The organism is Streptomyces sp. NPDC001848 (assembly GCF_042891915.1).
In the GTDB taxonomy this organism is placed as follows: Bacteria; Actinomycetota; Actinomycetes; order Streptomycetales; family Streptomycetaceae; genus Streptomyces.
This window is the reverse complement of sequence record NZ_JBIATP010000007.1, coordinates 186,936-204,459: the sequence shown is the minus strand read 5'-3', so window position 1 is coordinate 204,459 and position 17,524 is coordinate 186,936. Positions and strand designations below refer to the sequence as shown.

The following is a 17,524-nucleotide window of genomic DNA, read 5'->3' as shown; positions in this document are numbered from 1 at the left end:
CCATGGTGCCCGCGCCCGTGCGAGCGGTTCGGGCGCGGAATCGACAACGCAACGGCGACCTGCGTGCCGCCGGCCGGGTGTGGGGAGACCATGAACGAGGGGAAGCCGGTCCCGGCGGGGGGATCTGAGCAGGGGACGAGCGGCCCCGGGGCCGAGGGTTCGATGAGCGGCGGTACGGCGCCGGACGGAGAGTCCGGCGGCGACTTCGAGCTGCCCGCCCCTGCCGGGGCGAGCTCTCGCGGTGGGGCCGACGCCGAGCGTGACTTCGAGCTGGAGCCCCCGGCCACGGCGGGGACCGGGGACAGGGCCGCCAGTGCCGTAGCGGAGCCCGGGGCGGCCGACGGGGACGACGATTCCGAACGGGAGCGTCCGGCCGCCCTCAGCGCGGCGCAGGAAGGTTCAGCCGGGCACGTCGACCCTCGGCAGGCCGGCGATGCGCCCGATGCCCTGGACGGTCGCACCAAGCCCCTGCACGAGCCCGACCCCTACAACACCCCGCCCTACGGCGAACCGGGCCCCTGGGCGCCCGCCCCGCCGGTCCAGCACCCGGTGGTGACGTCGCCGCACGCCGCCGACCCGCAGAGCACGCCCATGCCCCCGGGCGCGCCGACGCCTTCGGGTGCCCCCGTGCCCGGCGCGACGGCGACGCCGACGCCTCCGGGTGCCTGCGTGCCCGGCGCGACGGCGACACCCACGCCGCCCGTCGCACCGGTGCCGGGCGGCGGCCCCGCCGACCCGGGTGGTGCCCCCTCGTCCCCTTCGCCCTGGCAGAACTACGACCCGTGGGCGCCCCGGGCCCCCTTCCAGCACAGCGGCGCCGCGCTGCTCGGCACGGAGCAGCGGGTCAAGCAAGGACGGAAGGCGCTCGTTCTCGTCGGCGTGTTGATCGCACTGGCGTCCGGAGGGATCGGCGGTGTCGTCGGCGCCGCGTGGGAGCGGGACGGCGGAGTCGGGGAGGTGCGGCTGCCGCAGGCCGGGAAGGAGCCCCCGGGGCGCGCACCGGACAGTGTCGCCGGGATCGCCGCTCGGGCGCTGCCCAGCGTCGTCACCCTGCACGTCAAGGGCGCCTCCGAGGAGGGCACCGGCACCGGCTTCGTCCTCGACGGACGCGGACACATCCTCACCAACAACCATGTCGTCCAACCCGCCGCGGCCGGCGGCGAGATAACGGTGACGTTCAACGGCGGCCAGAGCGCCAAGGCCACCGTCGTCGGGCATGACACCGGCTACGACCTCGCCGTGGTCGAGGTCACCGGCGTCCGCGGCCTCACCCCCCTGCCCCTCGGCAACTCCGACAACGTGGAGGTCGGTGACCCCGTCGTCGCCATCGGCGCGCCCTTCGACCTCGCCGGCACCGTCACCTCCGGCATCATCAGCGCCAAGGAACGGCCCATCACCGCGGGCGGCGAGAAGGGCGACGGCAGCGACGTGTCCTATGTCGACGCCCTGCAGACCGACGCCCCGATCAACCCGGGCAACTCCGGCGGCCCCCTCCTCGACGGCAAGGGCCGTGTCGTCGGCATCAACTCCGCCATCCGTTCGGCCGACAGCGGATCCGACCAGGGCGGCCAGGCCGGTTCCATCGGGCTCGGCTTCGCCATCCCCGTCAACCAGGCCAAGCGCGTCGCCGAGGAGTTGATCAACACCGGAAGGGCCACCCACCCGGTGATCGGTGTCACGCTCGACATGAAATACACAGGGGACGGCGCCCGTGTCGGCGCCAAGGGCACCGACGGCGGCCCCGCCGTCACCCGGGGCGGGGCCGGCGACAAGGCCGGCATCAAACCCGGGGACGTCATCACGGAGGTCGACGGCGTACGCGTCCACTCCGGGGAGGAGCTCGTCGTCAGGACCCGCGCCCACCGCCCCGGCGACCGCCTGGAGCTGACCGTGGTCCGCGGCGGCGCCGAACGGAGGATCACGCTCGTCCTCGGCTCGGCGGACGGCAGCTGACGCGAACCCCGCAAGGACGGGACGAGACCCGGCCCACAAGGCAAACAACCCGGAAAACCCGTCGTGTACACGCGGCCGGTGTGCCGGGACAGTACCGGTACGGCAGGAACGCCGGGTACCGTGGAGCCGGCCCGGACCACGGAAGACCCGCACAGACCACCGAGGGCCGAGGACCGAGGACATCGCAAGGAGCTTCAGGTGTTCAATGACATAGGGCCGCTTGAGCTGCTCACGCTCGTGGTCATCGCCGTGCTCGTCTTCGGCCCGGACAAGCTTCCGAAGGTCATCCAGGACGTCACGCGCACGATCCGCAAGATCCGCGAGTTCTCGGAGAGCGCCAAGCAGGACATCCGCAACGAACTGGGGCCGGAGTTCAAGGACTTCGAGTTCGAGGACCTCAACCCCAAGACGTTCATCCGCAAGCACCTGGACGGCGACGAGCTGGGTCTCAAGGAGATCCGCAACGGCTTCGACCTGAAGAAGGAGATGGCCGAGGTCACGGACGCGGTCCACGGCCGCGAGTCCGAGTCGTCGTCCACTTCCTCCACATCGTCCTCCTCGCCGACGTCCTCCGGCTCCGCCGGCGGCACCGTCGACATGACGAAGAGGCCCGCGAGCACCGACCCCGACGAGCGCCCGCCCTTCGACGCGGACGCCACCTGAGCCGCGCGCCGCGCCGGCCCGGCGTCCACCGGAACGGCGTGACGTGATGTGACGCAGGCCATACGTCTATCGGCGTGCGTACGGTCGTATTGCGCCGCGCTGGGGGTGGTACGCGCCGGGCGTTTCCCTGCTGTTCGGAGCGCTGTGGCTATGCTGCCCAGTTGTTGTGCGGACCGTTTGGAGCGAGGACGCCCGTGGGGGGCGGGCCGCTCGGGTCCGACGAGAGCGAGGAGGCGTCCGGGCAGATGGAGACGACGAGTCGGGTGGACGCGCAGGCGTCGGCCGCGGAGGGCGGACCACAGCTCCCCTTCGCCCGCCGCACGGTCGACGGCTATCTCCGGGCACCCTTCCCGTGGTACGGCCTCGACGAGGCGTTCACGGGGCCGCGCTGGCTGATGCAGGTGGGCACCGCCGCCGACGGAACCGTGGAACACGGGTCCATCGGACACGGGGACGAGCCGTCCGTGCGCAACGAGGCCACCGAGGACAAGGAGAAGTTCGCAGTCGTGGTCACCGTCGCCGCGAACCCCGTGCGGCGCAGTCCGGACGGCACCGGCGTGCTGGAGGCCACGTCGGTCTCGTCGGCGGCCTGGCTGGCGGGTGTGGGGCTGCTGTCGTTCACCTGGCCGGGCCAGCTGGACCACACGCTGCGCGACGACTGGCTGGACCAGCAGACGGAGACCGCGTGGGTCCTCGCGGACGACCTGACCGGACCCGCTTGGTCGACGCTGTCCCTGCCGGTGGACGGTGTGCCCACGCCGTTCCACTACCGGGAGTCCGAGTTCGGCTGGGTGCTCGCAGGGCCGACGGAGGCCGGCGTGCATGTGGGGGCGTACGGCAGAGGCATGAGCGCGTACGGCTTGGGCTTCGCCGTGATCAAGGACATCACCGCTTACGCCGCCTAGCCGGACGTACGACGAGGGGGCGCCGTCCGTGTGACGGCGCCCCCTCGTCGTACGGACCCGGGTCGTACCGGGCCTAGAAGTGGCCTAGAACTGACCTAGAACTGGCCTAGAACTTGTTCTTCGGCGTGATCCCCAGCGACATCCCCGCCAGCCCCCGCTGCCGTCCCCCGAGCTTGCCCGCGATCGCGCGCAGGGCCGAGCCCGCCGGGGAGTCCGGGTCCGTGAGGACCACCGGCTTGCCCTCGTCGCCGCCCTCACGCAGGCGGACGTCGATGGGGATGTTGCCGAGGACCGGGACCGTCGTGCCCGTGGTGCGGGTGAGGCCGTCGGCGACCAGCTGGCCGCCGCCCGTGCCGAAGACGTCGACCATCTCGCCGCAGTGCGGGCAGGGCAGGCCGGACATGTTCTCGACCACGCCCACGATCTTCTGATGGGTCTGTACGGCGATCGATCCCGCCCGCTCGGCCACCTCCGCGGCCGCCTGCTGCGGGGTCGTCACGACCAGGATCTCGGCGTTCGGGATCAGCTGGGCCACGGAGATGGCGATGTCGCCGGTGCCGGGCGGCAGGTCGAGCAGCAGCACGTCCAGGTCGCCCCAGTACACGTCCGCGAGGAACTGCTGGAGCGCACGGTGCAGCATGGGGCCGCGCCAGACGACCGGGGCGTTGCCCGGGGTGAACATGCCGATCGAGATGACCTTCACGCCGTTCGCGGACGGCGGCATGATCATGTTCTCGACCTGGGTGGGGCGGCCGTCCGCGCCCAGCATGCGCGGCACGCTGTGGCCGTAGATGTCGGCGTCCACGACACCGACCTTCAGCCCGTCGGCGGCCATCGCCGCCGCCAGGTTCACCGTCACCGAGGACTTGCCCACACCGCCCTTGCCGGACGCCACCGCGTACACCCGGGTGAGCGAGCCCGGCTTGGCGAAGGGGACCTCGCGCTCGGCCTGGCCGCCGCGCAGCGCGGTCGCCAGCTCGCGGCGCTGCTCGTCGCTCATCACGTCGAGCGTGACGTCGACGCGGGTGACGCCCTCGACGCGCGAGACGGCCTCGGTGACGCGCTGGGTGATCGTGTCGCGCATCGGGCAGCCGGAGACCGTCAGGTACACGGTGACCGCGACCGCTCCGTCCGCGCCGATCTCCACCGATTTGACCATCCCCAGCTCGGTGATGGGTCGATGGATCTCGGGGTCGTTCACCGTCGCCAGCGCTTCGCGCACCGCGTCTTCCGTAGCCATAAGGAGATGGTACGGCCCGCCCCGGTGGCCGGGGTAAGCCTGTCAGCGGTCGTCTACGTCACGTCCGTGCGCCCGTTCCGCCGGGAACACGACACGCCCGTCGGAGCGTCGCCGGTCCTCCAGCTCTTTCATGAGGTCCTGGAGTTCGGAGCGTATCCAGTCCCGGGTGGCGACCTCGCCGAGGCCCGTGCGCAGCGCGGCGATCTCGCGGGTCAGGTACTCGGTGTCCGCGATCGACCGCTCGTTCTGCTTGCGGTCCTGCTCCAGGTTCACCCGGTCGCGGTCGTCCTGGCGGTTCTGCGCGAGCAGGATCAGCGGGGCGGCGTAGGAGGCCTGCAGCGACAGGACCAGCGTCAGGAAGATGAACGGGTACGGGTCCCAGCGCAGATGGGCCGGGGCGGTGATGTTCCAGCCCAGCCACACGATGATGACGCCCGTCATCCAGACGATGAACCGCCCCGTGCCCAGGAAGCGGGCGATGCGCTCCGACAGGCGTCCGAACGCCTCCGGGTCCCACTCGGGCAGCAGGCGGACGCGCCGGCGTGGCTGGGGCTGGTCGAGCCTGAGGCGCCGGGTGGCGGCGGTCGCGCCGGAGGGGAGCTTCTCGCGGTCAGGCGTCATCACTGACCCCCTCCTCGTCCAGGTGGAACTCCGTCTCCCGCCAGTCGTCGGGGAGCATGTGGTCCAGCACGTCGTCCACGGTCACCGCGCCGAGCAGCGAGCCGGCCTCGTCGACGACGGGCGCCGCGACCATGTCGTAGGTCGCGAAGAAACCGGCCACCACGGGCAGCGGCGCGTCGGGGGCGAGCGGCTGCAGGTCGTCGTCGACGAGCGAGCTGACCAGCGTGTACGGCGGGTCCCGCAGCAGGCGCTGGAAGTGCACGGTCCCCAGGTACTTGCCGGTGGGCGTCTCGTCCGGCGGACGGCAGACGTACACCTGCGCGGCGAGCGCGGGGGACAGGTCGGGGTTGCGGACCCGGGCGAGCGCGTCGGCGACGGTGGCGTCGGGCCGCAGCACGATCGGCTCGGTGGTCATCAGGCCGCCCGCGGTCTTCTCCTCGTACGCCATCAGACGGCGCATGTCGGCCGCGTCGGCGGGCTGCATCAGGCTCAGCAACCGCTCCTTCTCCTCCTCCGGCAGCTCGGCGAGCAGGTCGGCGGCGTCGTCCGGGTCCATCGCCTCCAGGACGTCCGCGGCGCGCTCCTCCTTCAGCTTGCCGAGGATCTCGATCTGGTCGTCCTCGGGAAGCTCTTCGAGCACATCGGCGAGCCGGTCGTCGTCGAGGGCGGCGGCGACCTCCGCGCGACGCTTGGGCGACAGGTGGTGCAGGACGTTGGCGAGGTCGGCGGCCCGCAGCTGTTCGAAGGTGGCCAGCAGGCTCTCGGCGCCCTGCCCGTGCTCCTCCAGGGAGAACCCGGTGACCGCCGACCACTCCACCGTCAGCGTCTCACCCTTGCTGCGCCGGAAGGCACCGCCCCTCCCCTTGCGTACGAAGACCCGGTCGATCTCCCAGTCGCGGCGGGCCGGCAACTGTTGCACGGACAGGTCGAGGACGGTGACCTCCTCGCCGGTCTCGACAAGGGTGACGTGCCGGTCGAGCAGCTCCCCGAAGACGAGCCGCTCGGTGGGCCGCTGCTCGAAGCGGCGCACGTTGAGGACGCCGGTGGTGATGACCTGGCCGGACTCGATGCCGGTCACCCGGGTCATGGGCAGGAAGATACGGCGGCGGGTGGTGAGTTCGACGACCAGGCCCAGCAGCCGTGGGGGTCGTCGCCCCACCCGCAACATGACGACCAGATCGCGCACGCGCCCCACCTGGTCGCCGGTGGGGTCGAAGACGGCGACTCCGGCCAGGTGTGAGACGAAGATCCGAGGGGCGCTCGCGGCCATGCCCGCGCCTCCTTTTCCTGCCGTTTTGTCCGCTCGCGTGGGCTTCAGGCTAGCCCGTCCCGGTGCGCCGTGCCCTGGCGGGGGTGCGGACGGACCGGCTCCGGAAGGCCTCCCGGGCACCGGTACTCTGCGGTACGCCGATGAGGACTCCCGTATGAGAGGTAGCCCCGCCTGTGACTGCCATTCCCCAGGGCCGTAACCGCAGGGCCGCGCTGGTGCGCGGGATGTGCGCGCTGGTCGTCACGGGGGCGGGACTCGCGGGGTGCGGCAGTAGCGACCCGGACGCCGGGACCAACGGGGTCGGAAAGCTGCCCGCCGACAAGATCCAGAGCCGGACGCGTACGGCGGCCAAGTCGGCGTCGTCGGTCCATCTGTCCGGCACCGTCGTCAGCGACGGCGGCACCTACACCCTGGACATGCGGCTGAAGGGGGACGGGGGCAGCGGGTCGGTCACCTCGAAGAACGGAACGTTCCGGCTGCTGCGGGTGGGCAAGCACCTCTTCCTGAAGGCCGACGCGGCGTTCTGGAACCAGCAGGCCGGTTCGGGGGACGGCGGCGGCTCGGCGGCAGCGGCGGGCAAGCTGGACGGGAAGTACGTGAAGGTGCCGTCGGGCGACCCGGCCTACCAGCGCTTCAGCGGCTTCACCGACAAGGACGTCCTGTTGGACGGACTCCTCACGCTGCACGGCACGCTGGGGACGGACGGGCACCACGAGCAGGACGGCGTCCGCACGATCCGCATCACCGGCGACAAGGGCGCCGGCGGCAGCCTGGACGTCTCCCTGGAGGGGAGCCCGTATCCGCTGCGCCTGGCCCGGGCCGGCAACGCGGGGACGCTCCGCTTGTCGGAGTGGGACAAGGACTTCTCCTTGGTGGAGCCACCGAAGGATCAGACGGTGGACTACGGGAAGCAGCTGCCGTCGTCGTAGCCGGCGCGGCTGAGGGCAGCCGACTGCTACCGCCGCGGGCAGCCGTCCTGGCTGCGGGCAGTCGTGCCTCCCCAGAGCCCTAACGGCCTGGGGGGACCCCAGGACGGCACGGGTGGGCGCTGGGGGTACCCCCGCTCGAAGAGCTTCGGGGAAGCATCCCGTAGCGCCGGGGTGCGCAGCCTCCACCCGGCCGGCCCCCATGCCGGGAACCCGTACCGGCGGTCAGCCGTCGCGCTTGCGCCGCAGCAGCCGCGGCAGCGCCGCCGGAATCGGGTGCCGCGTCGTGGCCGGGGTCGGCACCGGACGCGCCGCCTGGGAGTCGGACGGCAGCGGCACCGTCGCCCCCCGCGGCTCCAGGCGGAGCACCCGGCACTCCCGGCGCCACCGCTCCGGCATCTCCTCCCCGTCGGGTGCGTTGAGCCGCTTGCCCTTCAGCTCCGCGACCGCGCCCTCCCACTCGGGCGACCCCGGCGACAACTCCACCACCCGCGCGGGCCAGGTGACGATCCGGCCGCCCTTGTCCTTGCTCCGCACCGTCACGACCGCGTCCCCGCCGTCGACCAGGCCGGGCAGCGGCTGCTCGCCGGGTCCGTCGCCCACCACGCAGGCCGCCCCCTCGTACCACACGTGCCACAGCGCACGCGTGGTCGTGCCGGCGGACGGCGTCGCGCCCTGGACCCAGATGAGCCCGGACTTCTTGGTGGCCTCCTCGACCAGCGCCCTTTCCAGCAGCTCGCTTGTCATGCGCCCAGCCTAGGACAGGACCTGGCAGGGGCCCTCACAGCCAGCCGTTCCGCTTCAGCATGCGGTGGATGCCCGCACAGATGGCCACCGTGATGCCCATGATCGCCGGGTAGCCGTACTTCCAGTGCAGCTCGGGCATGTACGTGAAGTTCATGCCGTAGACCCCGCACACCATCGTCGGCACGGCGATGATCGCCGCCCATGCGGTGATCTTCCGCATGTCCTCGTTCTGCGCGACGGACGCCTGCGCCAGGTTGGCCTGGAGGATCGAGTTCAGCAGTTCGTCGAAGCCCACCACCTGCTCGTTGACGCGGGCCAGGTGGTCGGCGACGTCGCGGAAGTACTTCTGGATGTCCGGGTCGATCAGCCGCATCGGCCGCTCGCTCAGCAGCTGCATCGGTCGCAGCAGCGGCGCCACCGCCCGCTTGAACTCCAGGACCTCGCGCTTGAGTTGGTAGATCCGGCCGGCGTCCGTGCCGCGCGGCGTGCCCTTGCGGCCCGGCGAGAACACCTCGGTCTCCACCTCGTCGATGTCGTCCTGCACCGCGTCCGCCACCGCGATGTACCCGTCGACGACGTGGTCGGCGATCGCGTGCAGCACGGCAGAGGGGCCCTTGGCGAGCAGTTCGGGCTCGTCCTGCAGCCGGTGCCGCAGCGTCCTGAGCGAGCCCTTGCCGCCGTGCCGGACGGTGATGAAGAAGTCCCGGCCGGTGAAGCACATGACCTCACCGCTCTCGACGACCTCGCTGTTGGCGGTGAGCCGGTCGTGGTCGACGTAGTGGATGGTCTTGAAGACGGTGAAGAGGGAGTCGTCGTACCGCTCCAGCTTGGGGCGCTGGTGCGCCTGTACCGCGTCCTCGACGGCCAGCGGGTGCAGCCCGAACTCGCGGGCGATACCGGCGAATTCGGCCTCGGTCGGCTCGTGCAGCCCGATCCACGCGAACCCTCCGTCGCGCCGCACCAGCCGCATCGCCTCGCGCGGGGACAGCGGCGCTTGCGTCTGGACGCGGACGCCGTCGCGGTAGACGGCGCAGTCGACGACGACGGACGGCGTCGCGGGGTCACGCGTGGTGTCGTACGCGCCGTTGTCCTTCCGCGGGGTGGTGCGGGACGGGCGGACCACGGCGCGCAGGTCACGGATCATCGACATGGCAGGGCTCCTTCGCGACGAGCAGCGAAAGGCCACGGAAAACGGGTGGAACTACCCGGAATGGGGACGTCCTGGCTGCGGAGGTTTGGCACGTCCACAAAGCGGGGAGCACCGCACCGTCACGGTGGCGGGCTTCGCTGCTGATTCAGCTACTGACTGAGATCAGACAGATCAGGCAAAGCGAAACGAAGTGCTCTTCCGTGGTGACGCGAACGCGAGATGCGAGAGGTGACAGCCGACGGGAGTCAGAACAGCTGCGTCAGCGGCCGGAAGAGCGGGTGGTACTGCACGGTCGACTTCGATCCATGACAGCCCCACCTCCTCCGGCCGGTCCCTGGTGAGGGACGATCCATACCCCTGAACAAGAGGGTGCCCCCTGAGGGGGAGTCTCATGGGTGCCGGGCCTGGAAAGGCTTCCTCCGTGCCTTGAGAGCCTGGGAGGTACCCCTACTGAGTGCTGCCCGGAACCACCGGTCAAGAATATCAGCCGACAGAAGTGTCAAGGCGCCGCTTTGCCCGGTGCTGACGAGTTCTATGCTCGCCGCATGGTTGATGTTCTTCCTCTGGTCGAGGCCCGGTTGCGCAGCGCGCTGGGCGAACCGGACGCGCGCGCCGCGGTCACCTTCCTGGGCACGGACCGCATCGAGGTGCTCCGCTTCCATGAGGGCGACATCGTCCGCTACGCCACCCTCGGTATGTCCGCGCAGCCCATGACGGACCCCGCCGCCATGCTCGCCGACCCCGTCAAGGGGCCCCGCGCGGAGCTGGTCCTCTCCGTGCGCGGCGGCCTCGCCGAGACCGACAAGGTGCTCCGCCCGCTCGCCGTGCTGGCCGCGTCCCCGCAGGTCGAGGGTGTGGTCGTGGCCCCCGGCGCCTCGCTGGACGTGGGTGAACCACTGTGGCCCGGCGCCCCGTTCACCTCCGTCCTGGTGGCCGAGCCCGGTGGCCTGGTCGAGGACCTGGAACTCGACGAGCCGCTGGATCCCGTACGGTTCCTGCCGCTGCTGCCGATGACCGCGAACGAGGCCGCCTGGAAGCGGGTGCACGGTGCACAGGCACTTCAGGAACGCTGGCTGACGAACGGAACGGACCTGAGGGATCCCTCCCGCAGGTCCGTCCCGCTGGACTGAGGCCGCACGTGAGCAAGCTCACCAACGCCCGTCCGCGAAAGCTCACTTGGCAAAGACGGTGACACCGTCCTCGGTCGCGTGCCGCGTCTCGAGCATCTCCGCCTCGTGCGTGAGCGCCTTGCGCCGTACGACGACCACGACCGCCCCGAGGAGCGCCGTGAGCGCCCCCGCCACGAACGGCATGTGGATGTCGCTCCACTCCTCGATCTTCGGCGCCAGGTAGGGCGCGGCGGCCGCCGCGAACCAGCGCACGAAGTTGTACCCCGCGCTCGCCACCGGGCGCGGCGCGTCCGAGACGCCGAGAGCCAGCTCGGTGTAGACGGTGTTGTTCACGCCGATGAACGCGCCGGACAGGATCGTGCAGACGATCGCGGTGGTGTGGTCGCCGTAGCCGAGCACGGCCACGTCGGCCGCGAGCAGCACCAGCGAACCGCCGAGCACCTTCAGCGAGCCGAACCGCTCCTGCATGCGCGGCGCCACGATCACCGAGAAGACGGCGAGCAGCACACCCCAGACGAAGAACACCGCACCCGACTTGTACGGGGTCATGTTCAGCACGAAGGGCGTGAAGGCCAGCACGGTGAAGAACGTGTAGTTGTAGAAGAACGCCGAGACCGCCGCCGAGGCGAGACCCCCGTGACCGAGCGCCTTGATCGGGTCCAGCAGCGAGGTCTTCCGCGCGGGCTTCGGCTGCTCCTTCAGGAACGTGGTGATGCACAGGAAGCCGATCGCCATCAGCGTGGCCGTGCCGAAGAAGGGGTAGCGCCAGCTGACGTTCCCGAGCAGCGCGCCCAGCAGCGGGCCGCAGGCCATGCCGAGGCCGAGCGCGGACTCGTACAGCAGGATGGCCGCGGCGCTGCCCCCGGCCGCCGCGCCGACGATCACGGCGAGGGCCGTGGAGACGAAGAGCGCGTTGCCGAGGCCCCAGCCGGCCCGGAAGCCGACGAGCTGGGCGACCGAGCCCGAGGTGCCCGCGAGGCCTGCGAAGACCACGACGAAGGCGAGGCCGAGCAGCAGGGTCTTCCGGCCGCCGATGCGGCTGGAGACGAAGCCGGTGACCAGCATCGCGACGGCGGTGATCAGGAAGTACGAGGTGAACAGCAGGGAGACCTGGCTGGGTGTCGCCTGAAGGCCCCTGGCGATGGACGGCAGGATCGGGTCGACCAGTCCGATGCCCATGAACGCGACGACGGACGCGCCGGCGGTCGCCCACACGGCCTTCGGCTGCCGCAGGATGCCGCCGGCTCCCGCGTCGAACGGGTCCGCCTCGACTGCTGTGGCGGGTTCTCCTCCTGTGGTGCTCTTCATGTTCTCCTCACGAGTCCGTCGATGGATGGCTGGGGTGGCTGGCCGGGGTGGTTGGCTTATGCACATATTAAGTTAGCGGTGCTAATTAGTGCAAGGGACATCTAGTTCGCGCAGGTGAAGCGGCCGTGAGGAGCACACGCCGGACGGGTGATCGTCCTTGACGCGGCGCGGGACGGGGAGGACCGTGGGGGCCTATGAGGGGCGAACCCAGTTGCCCGAAGTGCGGTGGTCGGGTCAGGGCTCCCGGACTCTTTGCCGACTCCTGGCAGTGTGATGTGCACGGCACCGTGCATCCGCTGCAGCCCGTGATCCCGCCCAGCGTCGAGGCCCTCAGCGTCGTGGTGCACCGCGCCCGGGTGCCGGTGTGGATGCCGTGGCCGCTGCCGGTCGGCTGGCTGTTCACGGGTGTGGCCTACGCGGGAGACGACCGCAGCGGGGGTCGTGCCACCGCCGTGGCCTGCTCGGGTCCGGGGCCGCTCGGCGGCATGGGTGAGCTGATCCTGGTCGCGGAGGAACTGGGGGTGGGGCTCGGAGCCCGGTACGCGGGCATCGACGGGCCGGACCCGGGTCCGTACCTGAACGTCGAGAAGCCGCCCCAGGCCAAGGTGCTCGCCGTCGGCCGCCCCACGCCGCTGTGGCATGTCTCGGGCGCCCCCGGCGACCGCGCGGTCTTCGCGGGCGAGGCGCGCGGCCTGTGGCTGTGGGCGGTCGTCTGGCCGGAACAGTCGGGTCTGCTGATGTATGACGAGTTGGTCCTGACGGATCTGCGGGACGCGGGGGCGGAGGTCGATCTGCTGCCGATCGGGGCGCTGTCGCCGCGCCTGCTGGAGCCGTGACGCGAGCCTGACAGGAGCCGGCGTCGGGGACGGGGCGCCGTAGGAAGTGCCGACGCCGGGGGAAGGGGTGCCCTACGGGGCGCCCGCGTCGGGGATGGGGTGCCGTAGGGGGCGCCGGCGTCGTGCGGGTGTGACAGGGGTCCAGGGACTGCCGTTATCCTTGAGCGTCCCCTTCCGTCCCGTCACCGCCTGGAGTACGTGTCGTGCGCATAGACCTGCACACCCACTCCACCGCCTCCGACGGTACGGACACCCCGGCGGAGCTGGTGCTGCGCGCCGCTGCCACCGGACTGGACGTCGTCGCGCTCACCGACCACGACACCACACGCGGCCACGCGGAGGCGATCGAGGCGCTGCCCGAGGGGCTGACGCTCGTCACCGGCGCCGAACTCTCCTGCCGGTACGACGGCATCAGCATGCACATGCTGGCCTACCTCTTCGACCCCGAGGAGCCTGATCTGCTCGCCGAGCGCGAGCTGGTGCGGGACGACCGGGTGCCGCGCGCCCACGCCATGATCGCGAAGCTCGGGGAGCTGGGCGTACCGATCACCTGGGAGCAGGTGGCCCGCATCGCGGGCGACGGCTCGGTGGGGCGCCCGCACATCGCCTCCGCCCTGGTGGAACTCGGCGTTGTCAGCAGCGTCTCGGAGGCGTTCACGCCCGAGTGGCTGGCGGATGGCGGGCGCGCGTACGTGGAGAAGCACGAGACCGACCCGTTCGAGGCGATCCGGCTGGTCAAGGCCGCGGGCGGAGTGACCGTCTTCGCGCACCCGGCCGCCTCCAAGCGCGGGCGTACCGTGCCGGAGTCCGCCATCGCCGAGCTGGCCGCCGCCGGGCTCGACGGCATCGAGGTCGACCACATGGACCACGACCCGGCGACCCGGGCCCGGCTGCGCGGCCTCGCCGCCGATCTGGGACTGCTGGTCACCGGCTCCTCCGACTATCACGGCAGCCGCAAGACGTGCGTCCTCGGCGAGTACACCACCGACCCGGAGGTGTACGGCGAGATCATCCGGCGAGCCACCGGCGCGTTCCCGGTCCCGGGCACCGGCGGACCCCGCAACGCGTGATCCTGCCGTAGCTCCCCTCTTTCCCCTTTTCAAGGCACCCGGCTCCCGCCGCCGTGTCGAGCCGTCGCGCGCCCGATCGCGCGCCGACGGCACCCGGCGGTCGCGGAACGCCCGCCGCCGCATGCCCGTCCGTACCTCATCGCAAGGCACCCATGTTCGACGTCGCCGTCTTCGGTTCCCTCTTCCTGACCCTGTTCGTGATCATGGATCCCCCTGGGATCACCCCGATCTTCCTCGCTCTCACCGCCGGCCGCCCCGCCAAGGTGCAGAAGCGCATGGCCTTCCAGGCCGTCTGTGTGGCCGGCGGCGTCATCGCCGTGTTCGGTGTGCTCGGCCACCAGATCCTGAACTACCTGCACGTCTCCGTGCCCGCGCTGATGATCGCCGGCGGGCTGCTGCTTCTGCTGATCGCCCTCGACCTGCTCACCGGCAAGACGGACGAGCCGAAGCAGACCAAGGACGTCAACGTGGCCCTGGTGCCGCTCGGCATGCCGCTGCTGGCCGGACCGGGGGCGATCGTCTCGGTGATCCTCGCGGTGCAGAAGGCGGACAGCGTGAGCACCCAGGTGTCCGTGTGGACGGCGATCCTCGCGATACATGTGGTGCTCTGGCTGGTCATGCGCTACTCGCTGCTGATCATCCGCGTCATCAAGGACGGCGGGGTGGTCCTGGTGACCCGGCTCGCGGGCATGATGCTCTCCGCGATCGCCGTGCAGCAGATCATCAACGGTGTCACCCGCGTCATCCACGGAACCTGACGGCGGCGGGCCCGGCACCGGTGTGCGCGGAGCCCCGTACGGCACCATGCCGTACGGGGCTCCGAAGCCGTCCACGCCGTAGGACGCGTATGTATCGTCGCTACGCCTATGTATCGTTGACGCCGTCTACGAGGCGGACGTTTCGGCCGGGCGGATCCACAGCCGCTGCCCGATGGCCGCGGCCTGCTGAACGATCTGGTTGACGGAGGCGGCGTCCACGACGGTGGTGTCCACGGGGGTACCGTCGACATCGTCGAGTCGCATGATTTCGAAGCGCATGGGCTTCTCCCTTCGTCTGGTCATCCTCCTGCGGAGAACTACTGGTGAGTGGAGCGCGGAGCGTCTGTTGCCCCCTCCTGTGAGTAGTCAACGGGGTGCTTGTTACAAACATTCCCTACGCTAAGGAAATTTTTCGAGTCTCTAATTACTGAGCGGTAATCAGTCGAGTCGACGAGCAGTTTGTGCTCATGGTGCACTGACGGGGATCGGTTGTGTTCGCAGCGTGACCGCCGGGAGAATGGAGGCATATGAACGACGACCTGGCGGCGCTCGGCGCCCGCATCGACCGAACGAACGAGCTGCTCCAGCGCATGCTCGCCGAGGTGGCGAAGACACCCTCGACTCATGCGATCTTCGTCGACGCCGGCTACCTGTACGCCGCCGCCGGACGGCTCGTCGCCGGCACCGAGGACCGCCGGGCCTTCGACCTCGACGCGGAGGGACTGATCGACGCCCTCATCGACAAGGCGCGCACGGTCTTCGCGGACAGCCGGTTGCTGCGCGTGTACTGGTACGACGGTGCGAGACGCCGCATCCACACCGCGGAACAGCAGTCCATCGCCGAACTCCCGGACGTGAAGGTCCGGCTCGGCAACCTCAACGCCAACAACCAACAGAAGGGCGTCGACTCCCTCATCCGCACGGACCTCGAGTCACTGGCCCGGCACCGCGCCATCAGCGACGCGGCGCTCATCGGCGGCGACGAGGACCTGGTGTCGGCGGTCGAGGCGGCGCAGGGGTATGGGGCCCGGGTGCACCTGTGGGGCATCGAGGCGCCCGAGGGCCGCAACCAGGCGGAACCGCTGCTGTGGGAGGTCGACAGTCAGCGCACCCTCGAACTGGACTTCTTCAAGCCGTATGTGAGCCGCCGCACGGCCGCGACCTACGAGCCCTCCTCCACGGCCCGCCCCACCCGTGACGACGTCCGGTTCGTGGGCGCGCAGGTGGCCGCCAAATGGCTCGTGGAGCGCGGCCGGGACTCACTGGCGGACCTGCTGCCCGGCCACCCGTACCTGCCCGGCTCCATCGACCAGGACCTGCTGGTCGAGGCGGAGGGCCTGCTGCAGTACTCGCTGCGCGGCCAGGCGGACCTGCGCCGCGCCCTCAGGGACGGCTTCTGGGAGCACCTGCAGGCGCAGTACTAATCGCCCGGGGGTTCTTGGCGGAGCCGGTCCCAGAAGGCGGCGAGAGCGCGCGCCGTCCCATCCGGCCGGTCGGTGTTGGGGGAGTGCTCCGCGTGCGGGACGACGGTGCGGTGGGCGCCGAGCCGGTCCGCCATGTCGTCCAGCAGCGGGACGGGCCAGGTGTCGTCACGGTCGCCGGACAGCACGTGCACGGGCAGCCCGACGGCGGCGAGTTCGGCCACGCGGTCCGGTTCCTCGCACAACTGCCGCCCCGTTGCGAGGAGCTGGGCGGGACTGTTGCTCAGCCAGCGGCGGCGCAGGTCCTCCCCGTCGGAGAGCCCCTCGTCGAGGTCCCCGGCATCCGTGTCCTCCGGCGGCTCGAACGCCTGGATGGCGTCCCACACCCCCGCCAGGTCAAGGACGGCGAGCGCGTCGTGCAGCAGCTTGACGCGCTGCTGCTGGGGGAGGGAGATCTGGGCCGGGCCGGAGGCCATCAGGGTGAGCGAGAGGAACGGGGAGGCGTCGAGGAGGACGGCGGCCCGGGCGATCTGGCCACCGAGGGAGTGCCCGAGCAGATGCACCGGCGCTCCGACGGCCTGAGCCTGCGCGATCACGTCGCGCGCCAGCTCGGCCTGCGCGTACGGTGCCTGGTCGTCCTTCGGCCCGGGGGACTCGTACTGTCCGCGCCCGTCGACGGCGACGGTACGGTATCCGGCCGCCGCGAGCAGCGGCTGCAGGAGCAGGAAGTCCTCCTTGCTGCCGGTGAAACCGGGCAGCAGCAGAGCGGTCCCCTTCAACCGCGCCGTCATCGCGTCGGCCTCGAGCACGGCGAACTCCCCCCGCTCCGTGGCGAGCCGGTGGGCACGGACGCCGGGGGGCGGGGTGAAGCTGGGGGGACGACTCATGGGGGTGAGGGTACCGGGCTGGAGAACACCGATGGCCCGCCCCTGTGGGTGACAGGAGCGGGCCATCGATGCGGAGTGCGTGGCCTTCCGCTGGCCTCAGCCCTCAGCGGGCTCCGTGGCCTTGCGCGTACGGCGTCGCGGCTTGGCCTCGGCGGCGTCGTCCGCCTGCGCCGGAATCTCCGCCTCCGTCGCGACGGCCTTCCGCGTACGGCGCCGGGGCTTGGCCTCGGGCTCGTCGGCGGCCTGCGCGGGAATCGCGGCCTCGGCGGCCTTGCGGGTACGGCGCCGGGGCGCGACCTCGGCGACCTCCACGCCGTCCACGGCGGGGGCGGCCTCGGCGGTCTTGCGGGTCCGTCGGCGGGGCTTGGCGTCGACGGCTTCGACGGTGTCGACAACCGCCTCGGCGGTCTTGCGGGCCCGCCGCGGCTTGGCCTCGGTGTCCTCCGCGGGAGCGGCCTCCGCCGTCTTGCGGGCCCGCCGCGGCTTGGCCGGAGCCTCGACCTGCGCCGCTACGCCCTCGACTGTCTCGACGTCGGTTTCGGCGGTCTTGCGGGTGCGGCGGCGCGGCTTGGCCTCCGCGGCTTCCGCGGTGTCCACGGCCTGCGTGGCCTCGGCGGCGGTGTCGGCGACCGGTGCCGA

17 protein-coding genes and 1 pseudogene are annotated in these 17,524 nt (G+C 71.2%); 9 read left to right on the top strand and 9 right to left on the bottom strand.

Annotation, left to right across the window (positions count from 1 at the left end):
- Nucleotides 1-90 precede the first annotated feature (90 nt).
- The 3 genes from ACFYZJ_RS16385 (at nt 91) to ACFYZJ_RS16375 (ending at nt 3,521) form a co-directional block, all read left to right on the top strand.
- Nucleotides 91-1,953, top strand: a complete 1,863-nt coding sequence (locus tag ACFYZJ_RS16385; RefSeq protein ID WP_388568061.1) for a trypsin-like peptidase domain-containing protein — start codon at nt 91-93, stop codon at nt 1,951-1,953.
- Between the two features lie 198 nt (nt 1,954-2,151).
- Nucleotides 2,152-2,616, top strand: coding sequence for a sec-independent translocase (locus ACFYZJ_RS16380; protein WP_388568059.1), 465 nt, complete (start codon nt 2,152-2,154; stop codon nt 2,614-2,616).
- A 245-nt stretch (nt 2,617-2,861) separates the two neighbouring features.
- On the top strand, nt 2,862-3,521 hold the full coding sequence (locus ACFYZJ_RS16375) for a hypothetical protein (RefSeq protein ID WP_388568056.1): 660 nt from the start codon (nt 2,862-2,864) through the stop codon (nt 3,519-3,521).
- 106 nt (nt 3,522-3,627) lie between these two features.
- Here ACFYZJ_RS16375 and ACFYZJ_RS16370 read toward each other — a convergent pair whose 3' ends face one another.
- From ACFYZJ_RS16370 to ACFYZJ_RS16360, 3 genes are read right to left on the bottom strand one after another with little or no spacing between them, the layout of a single operon-like run.
- Entirely contained in the window at nt 3,628-4,761 is a 1,134-nt protein-coding gene (locus tag ACFYZJ_RS16370) for an Mrp/NBP35 family ATP-binding protein (protein WP_388568053.1), read from the bottom strand.
- 42 nt (nt 4,762-4,803) lie between these two features.
- Nucleotides 4,804-5,382, bottom strand: a complete 579-nt coding sequence (locus ACFYZJ_RS16365) for a DUF1003 domain-containing protein (protein WP_388568050.1) — start codon at nt 5,380-5,382, stop codon at nt 4,804-4,806.
- A complete protein-coding gene (locus tag ACFYZJ_RS16360; protein ID WP_388568047.1) occupies nt 5,372-6,652 on the bottom strand; it encodes a magnesium transporter MgtE N-terminal domain-containing protein in 1,281 nt (426 codons plus the stop codon). The genes ACFYZJ_RS16365 and ACFYZJ_RS16360 overlap by 11 nt, the downstream gene beginning before the upstream one ends.
- A 173-nt stretch (nt 6,653-6,825) precedes the next feature.
- On the opposite strand from ACFYZJ_RS16360, the gene ACFYZJ_RS16355 reads away from it, so the two are divergent.
- Nucleotides 6,826-7,581: a hypothetical protein gene (locus tag ACFYZJ_RS16355; protein WP_388568044.1), complete on the top strand. Its 756-nt coding sequence runs from the start codon at nt 6,826-6,828 to the stop codon at nt 7,579-7,581.
- A gap of 222 nt (nt 7,582-7,803) precedes the next feature.
- Here ACFYZJ_RS16355 and ACFYZJ_RS16350 read toward each other — a convergent pair whose 3' ends face one another.
- Both ACFYZJ_RS16350 and ACFYZJ_RS16345 read right to left on the bottom strand, forming a co-directional pair.
- Nucleotides 7,804-8,325, bottom strand: coding sequence for a hypothetical protein (locus ACFYZJ_RS16350; RefSeq protein WP_388568041.1), 522 nt, complete (start codon nt 8,323-8,325; stop codon nt 7,804-7,806).
- Nucleotides 8,326-8,359: 34 nt separating this feature from the next.
- Nucleotides 8,360-9,475, bottom strand: a complete 1,116-nt coding sequence (locus ACFYZJ_RS16345) for a magnesium and cobalt transport protein CorA (RefSeq protein WP_388568038.1) — start codon at nt 9,473-9,475, stop codon at nt 8,360-8,362.
- Between the two features lie 545 nt (nt 9,476-10,020).
- Here ACFYZJ_RS16345 and ACFYZJ_RS16340 point away from each other — a divergent pair.
- On the top strand, nt 10,021-10,605 hold the full coding sequence (locus tag ACFYZJ_RS16340) for a suppressor of fused domain protein (RefSeq protein WP_388568035.1): 585 nt from the start codon (nt 10,021-10,023) through the stop codon (nt 10,603-10,605).
- Nucleotides 10,606-10,647: 42 nt separating this feature from the next.
- On the opposite strand, the gene ACFYZJ_RS16335 is transcribed toward ACFYZJ_RS16340, so the two are convergent.
- Nucleotides 10,648-11,913, bottom strand: a complete 1,266-nt coding sequence (locus ACFYZJ_RS16335; RefSeq protein WP_388568032.1) for an MFS transporter — start codon at nt 11,911-11,913, stop codon at nt 10,648-10,650.
- A gap of 194 nt (nt 11,914-12,107) precedes the next feature.
- On the opposite strand from ACFYZJ_RS16335, the gene ACFYZJ_RS16330 reads away from it, so the two are divergent.
- The 3 genes from ACFYZJ_RS16330 (at nt 12,108) to ACFYZJ_RS16320 (ending at nt 14,577) form a co-directional block, all read left to right on the top strand.
- The gene (locus ACFYZJ_RS16330) at nt 12,108-12,749 is read left to right on the top strand and encodes a DUF6758 family protein (RefSeq protein WP_388568029.1); all 642 of its coding nucleotides are present in this window, start codon (nt 12,108-12,110) and stop codon (nt 12,747-12,749) included.
- A 203-nt stretch (nt 12,750-12,952) separates the two neighbouring features.
- On the top strand, nt 12,953-13,819 hold the full coding sequence (locus ACFYZJ_RS16325; protein WP_388568026.1) for a PHP domain-containing protein: 867 nt from the start codon (nt 12,953-12,955) through the stop codon (nt 13,817-13,819).
- Nucleotides 13,820-13,971: 152 nt separating this feature from the next.
- Nucleotides 13,972-14,577: a MarC family protein gene (locus ACFYZJ_RS16320; RefSeq protein WP_388568023.1), complete on the top strand. Its 606-nt coding sequence runs from the start codon at nt 13,972-13,974 to the stop codon at nt 14,575-14,577.
- Nucleotides 14,578-14,703: 126 nt separating this feature from the next.
- Here ACFYZJ_RS16320 and ACFYZJ_RS16315 read toward each other — a convergent pair whose 3' ends face one another.
- Nucleotides 14,704-14,856 (bottom strand): hypothetical protein, encoded by a 153-nt coding sequence (locus ACFYZJ_RS16315; RefSeq protein WP_388568020.1) that lies wholly within the window; start codon nt 14,854-14,856, stop codon nt 14,704-14,706.
- A 248-nt stretch (nt 14,857-15,104) separates the two neighbouring features.
- On the opposite strand from ACFYZJ_RS16315, the gene ACFYZJ_RS16310 reads away from it, so the two are divergent.
- The gene (locus ACFYZJ_RS16310; RefSeq protein WP_388568017.1) at nt 15,105-16,001 is read left to right on the top strand and encodes an NYN domain-containing protein; all 897 of its coding nucleotides are present in this window, start codon (nt 15,105-15,107) and stop codon (nt 15,999-16,001) included.
- Here ACFYZJ_RS16310 and ACFYZJ_RS16305 read toward each other — a convergent pair.
- Nucleotides 15,998-16,885 carry an alpha/beta fold hydrolase gene (locus ACFYZJ_RS16305; protein ID WP_388568014.1) on the bottom strand — a complete coding sequence of 296 codons (888 nt, stop codon included), beginning with the start codon at nt 16,883-16,885 and terminating at the stop codon, nt 15,998-16,000. The genes ACFYZJ_RS16310 and ACFYZJ_RS16305 overlap by 4 nt on opposite strands.
- Before the next feature lie 96 nt (nt 16,886-16,981).
- A pseudogene (locus ACFYZJ_RS16300) lies at nt 16,982-17,524 on the bottom strand (DEAD/DEAH box helicase); the annotation flags it as partial.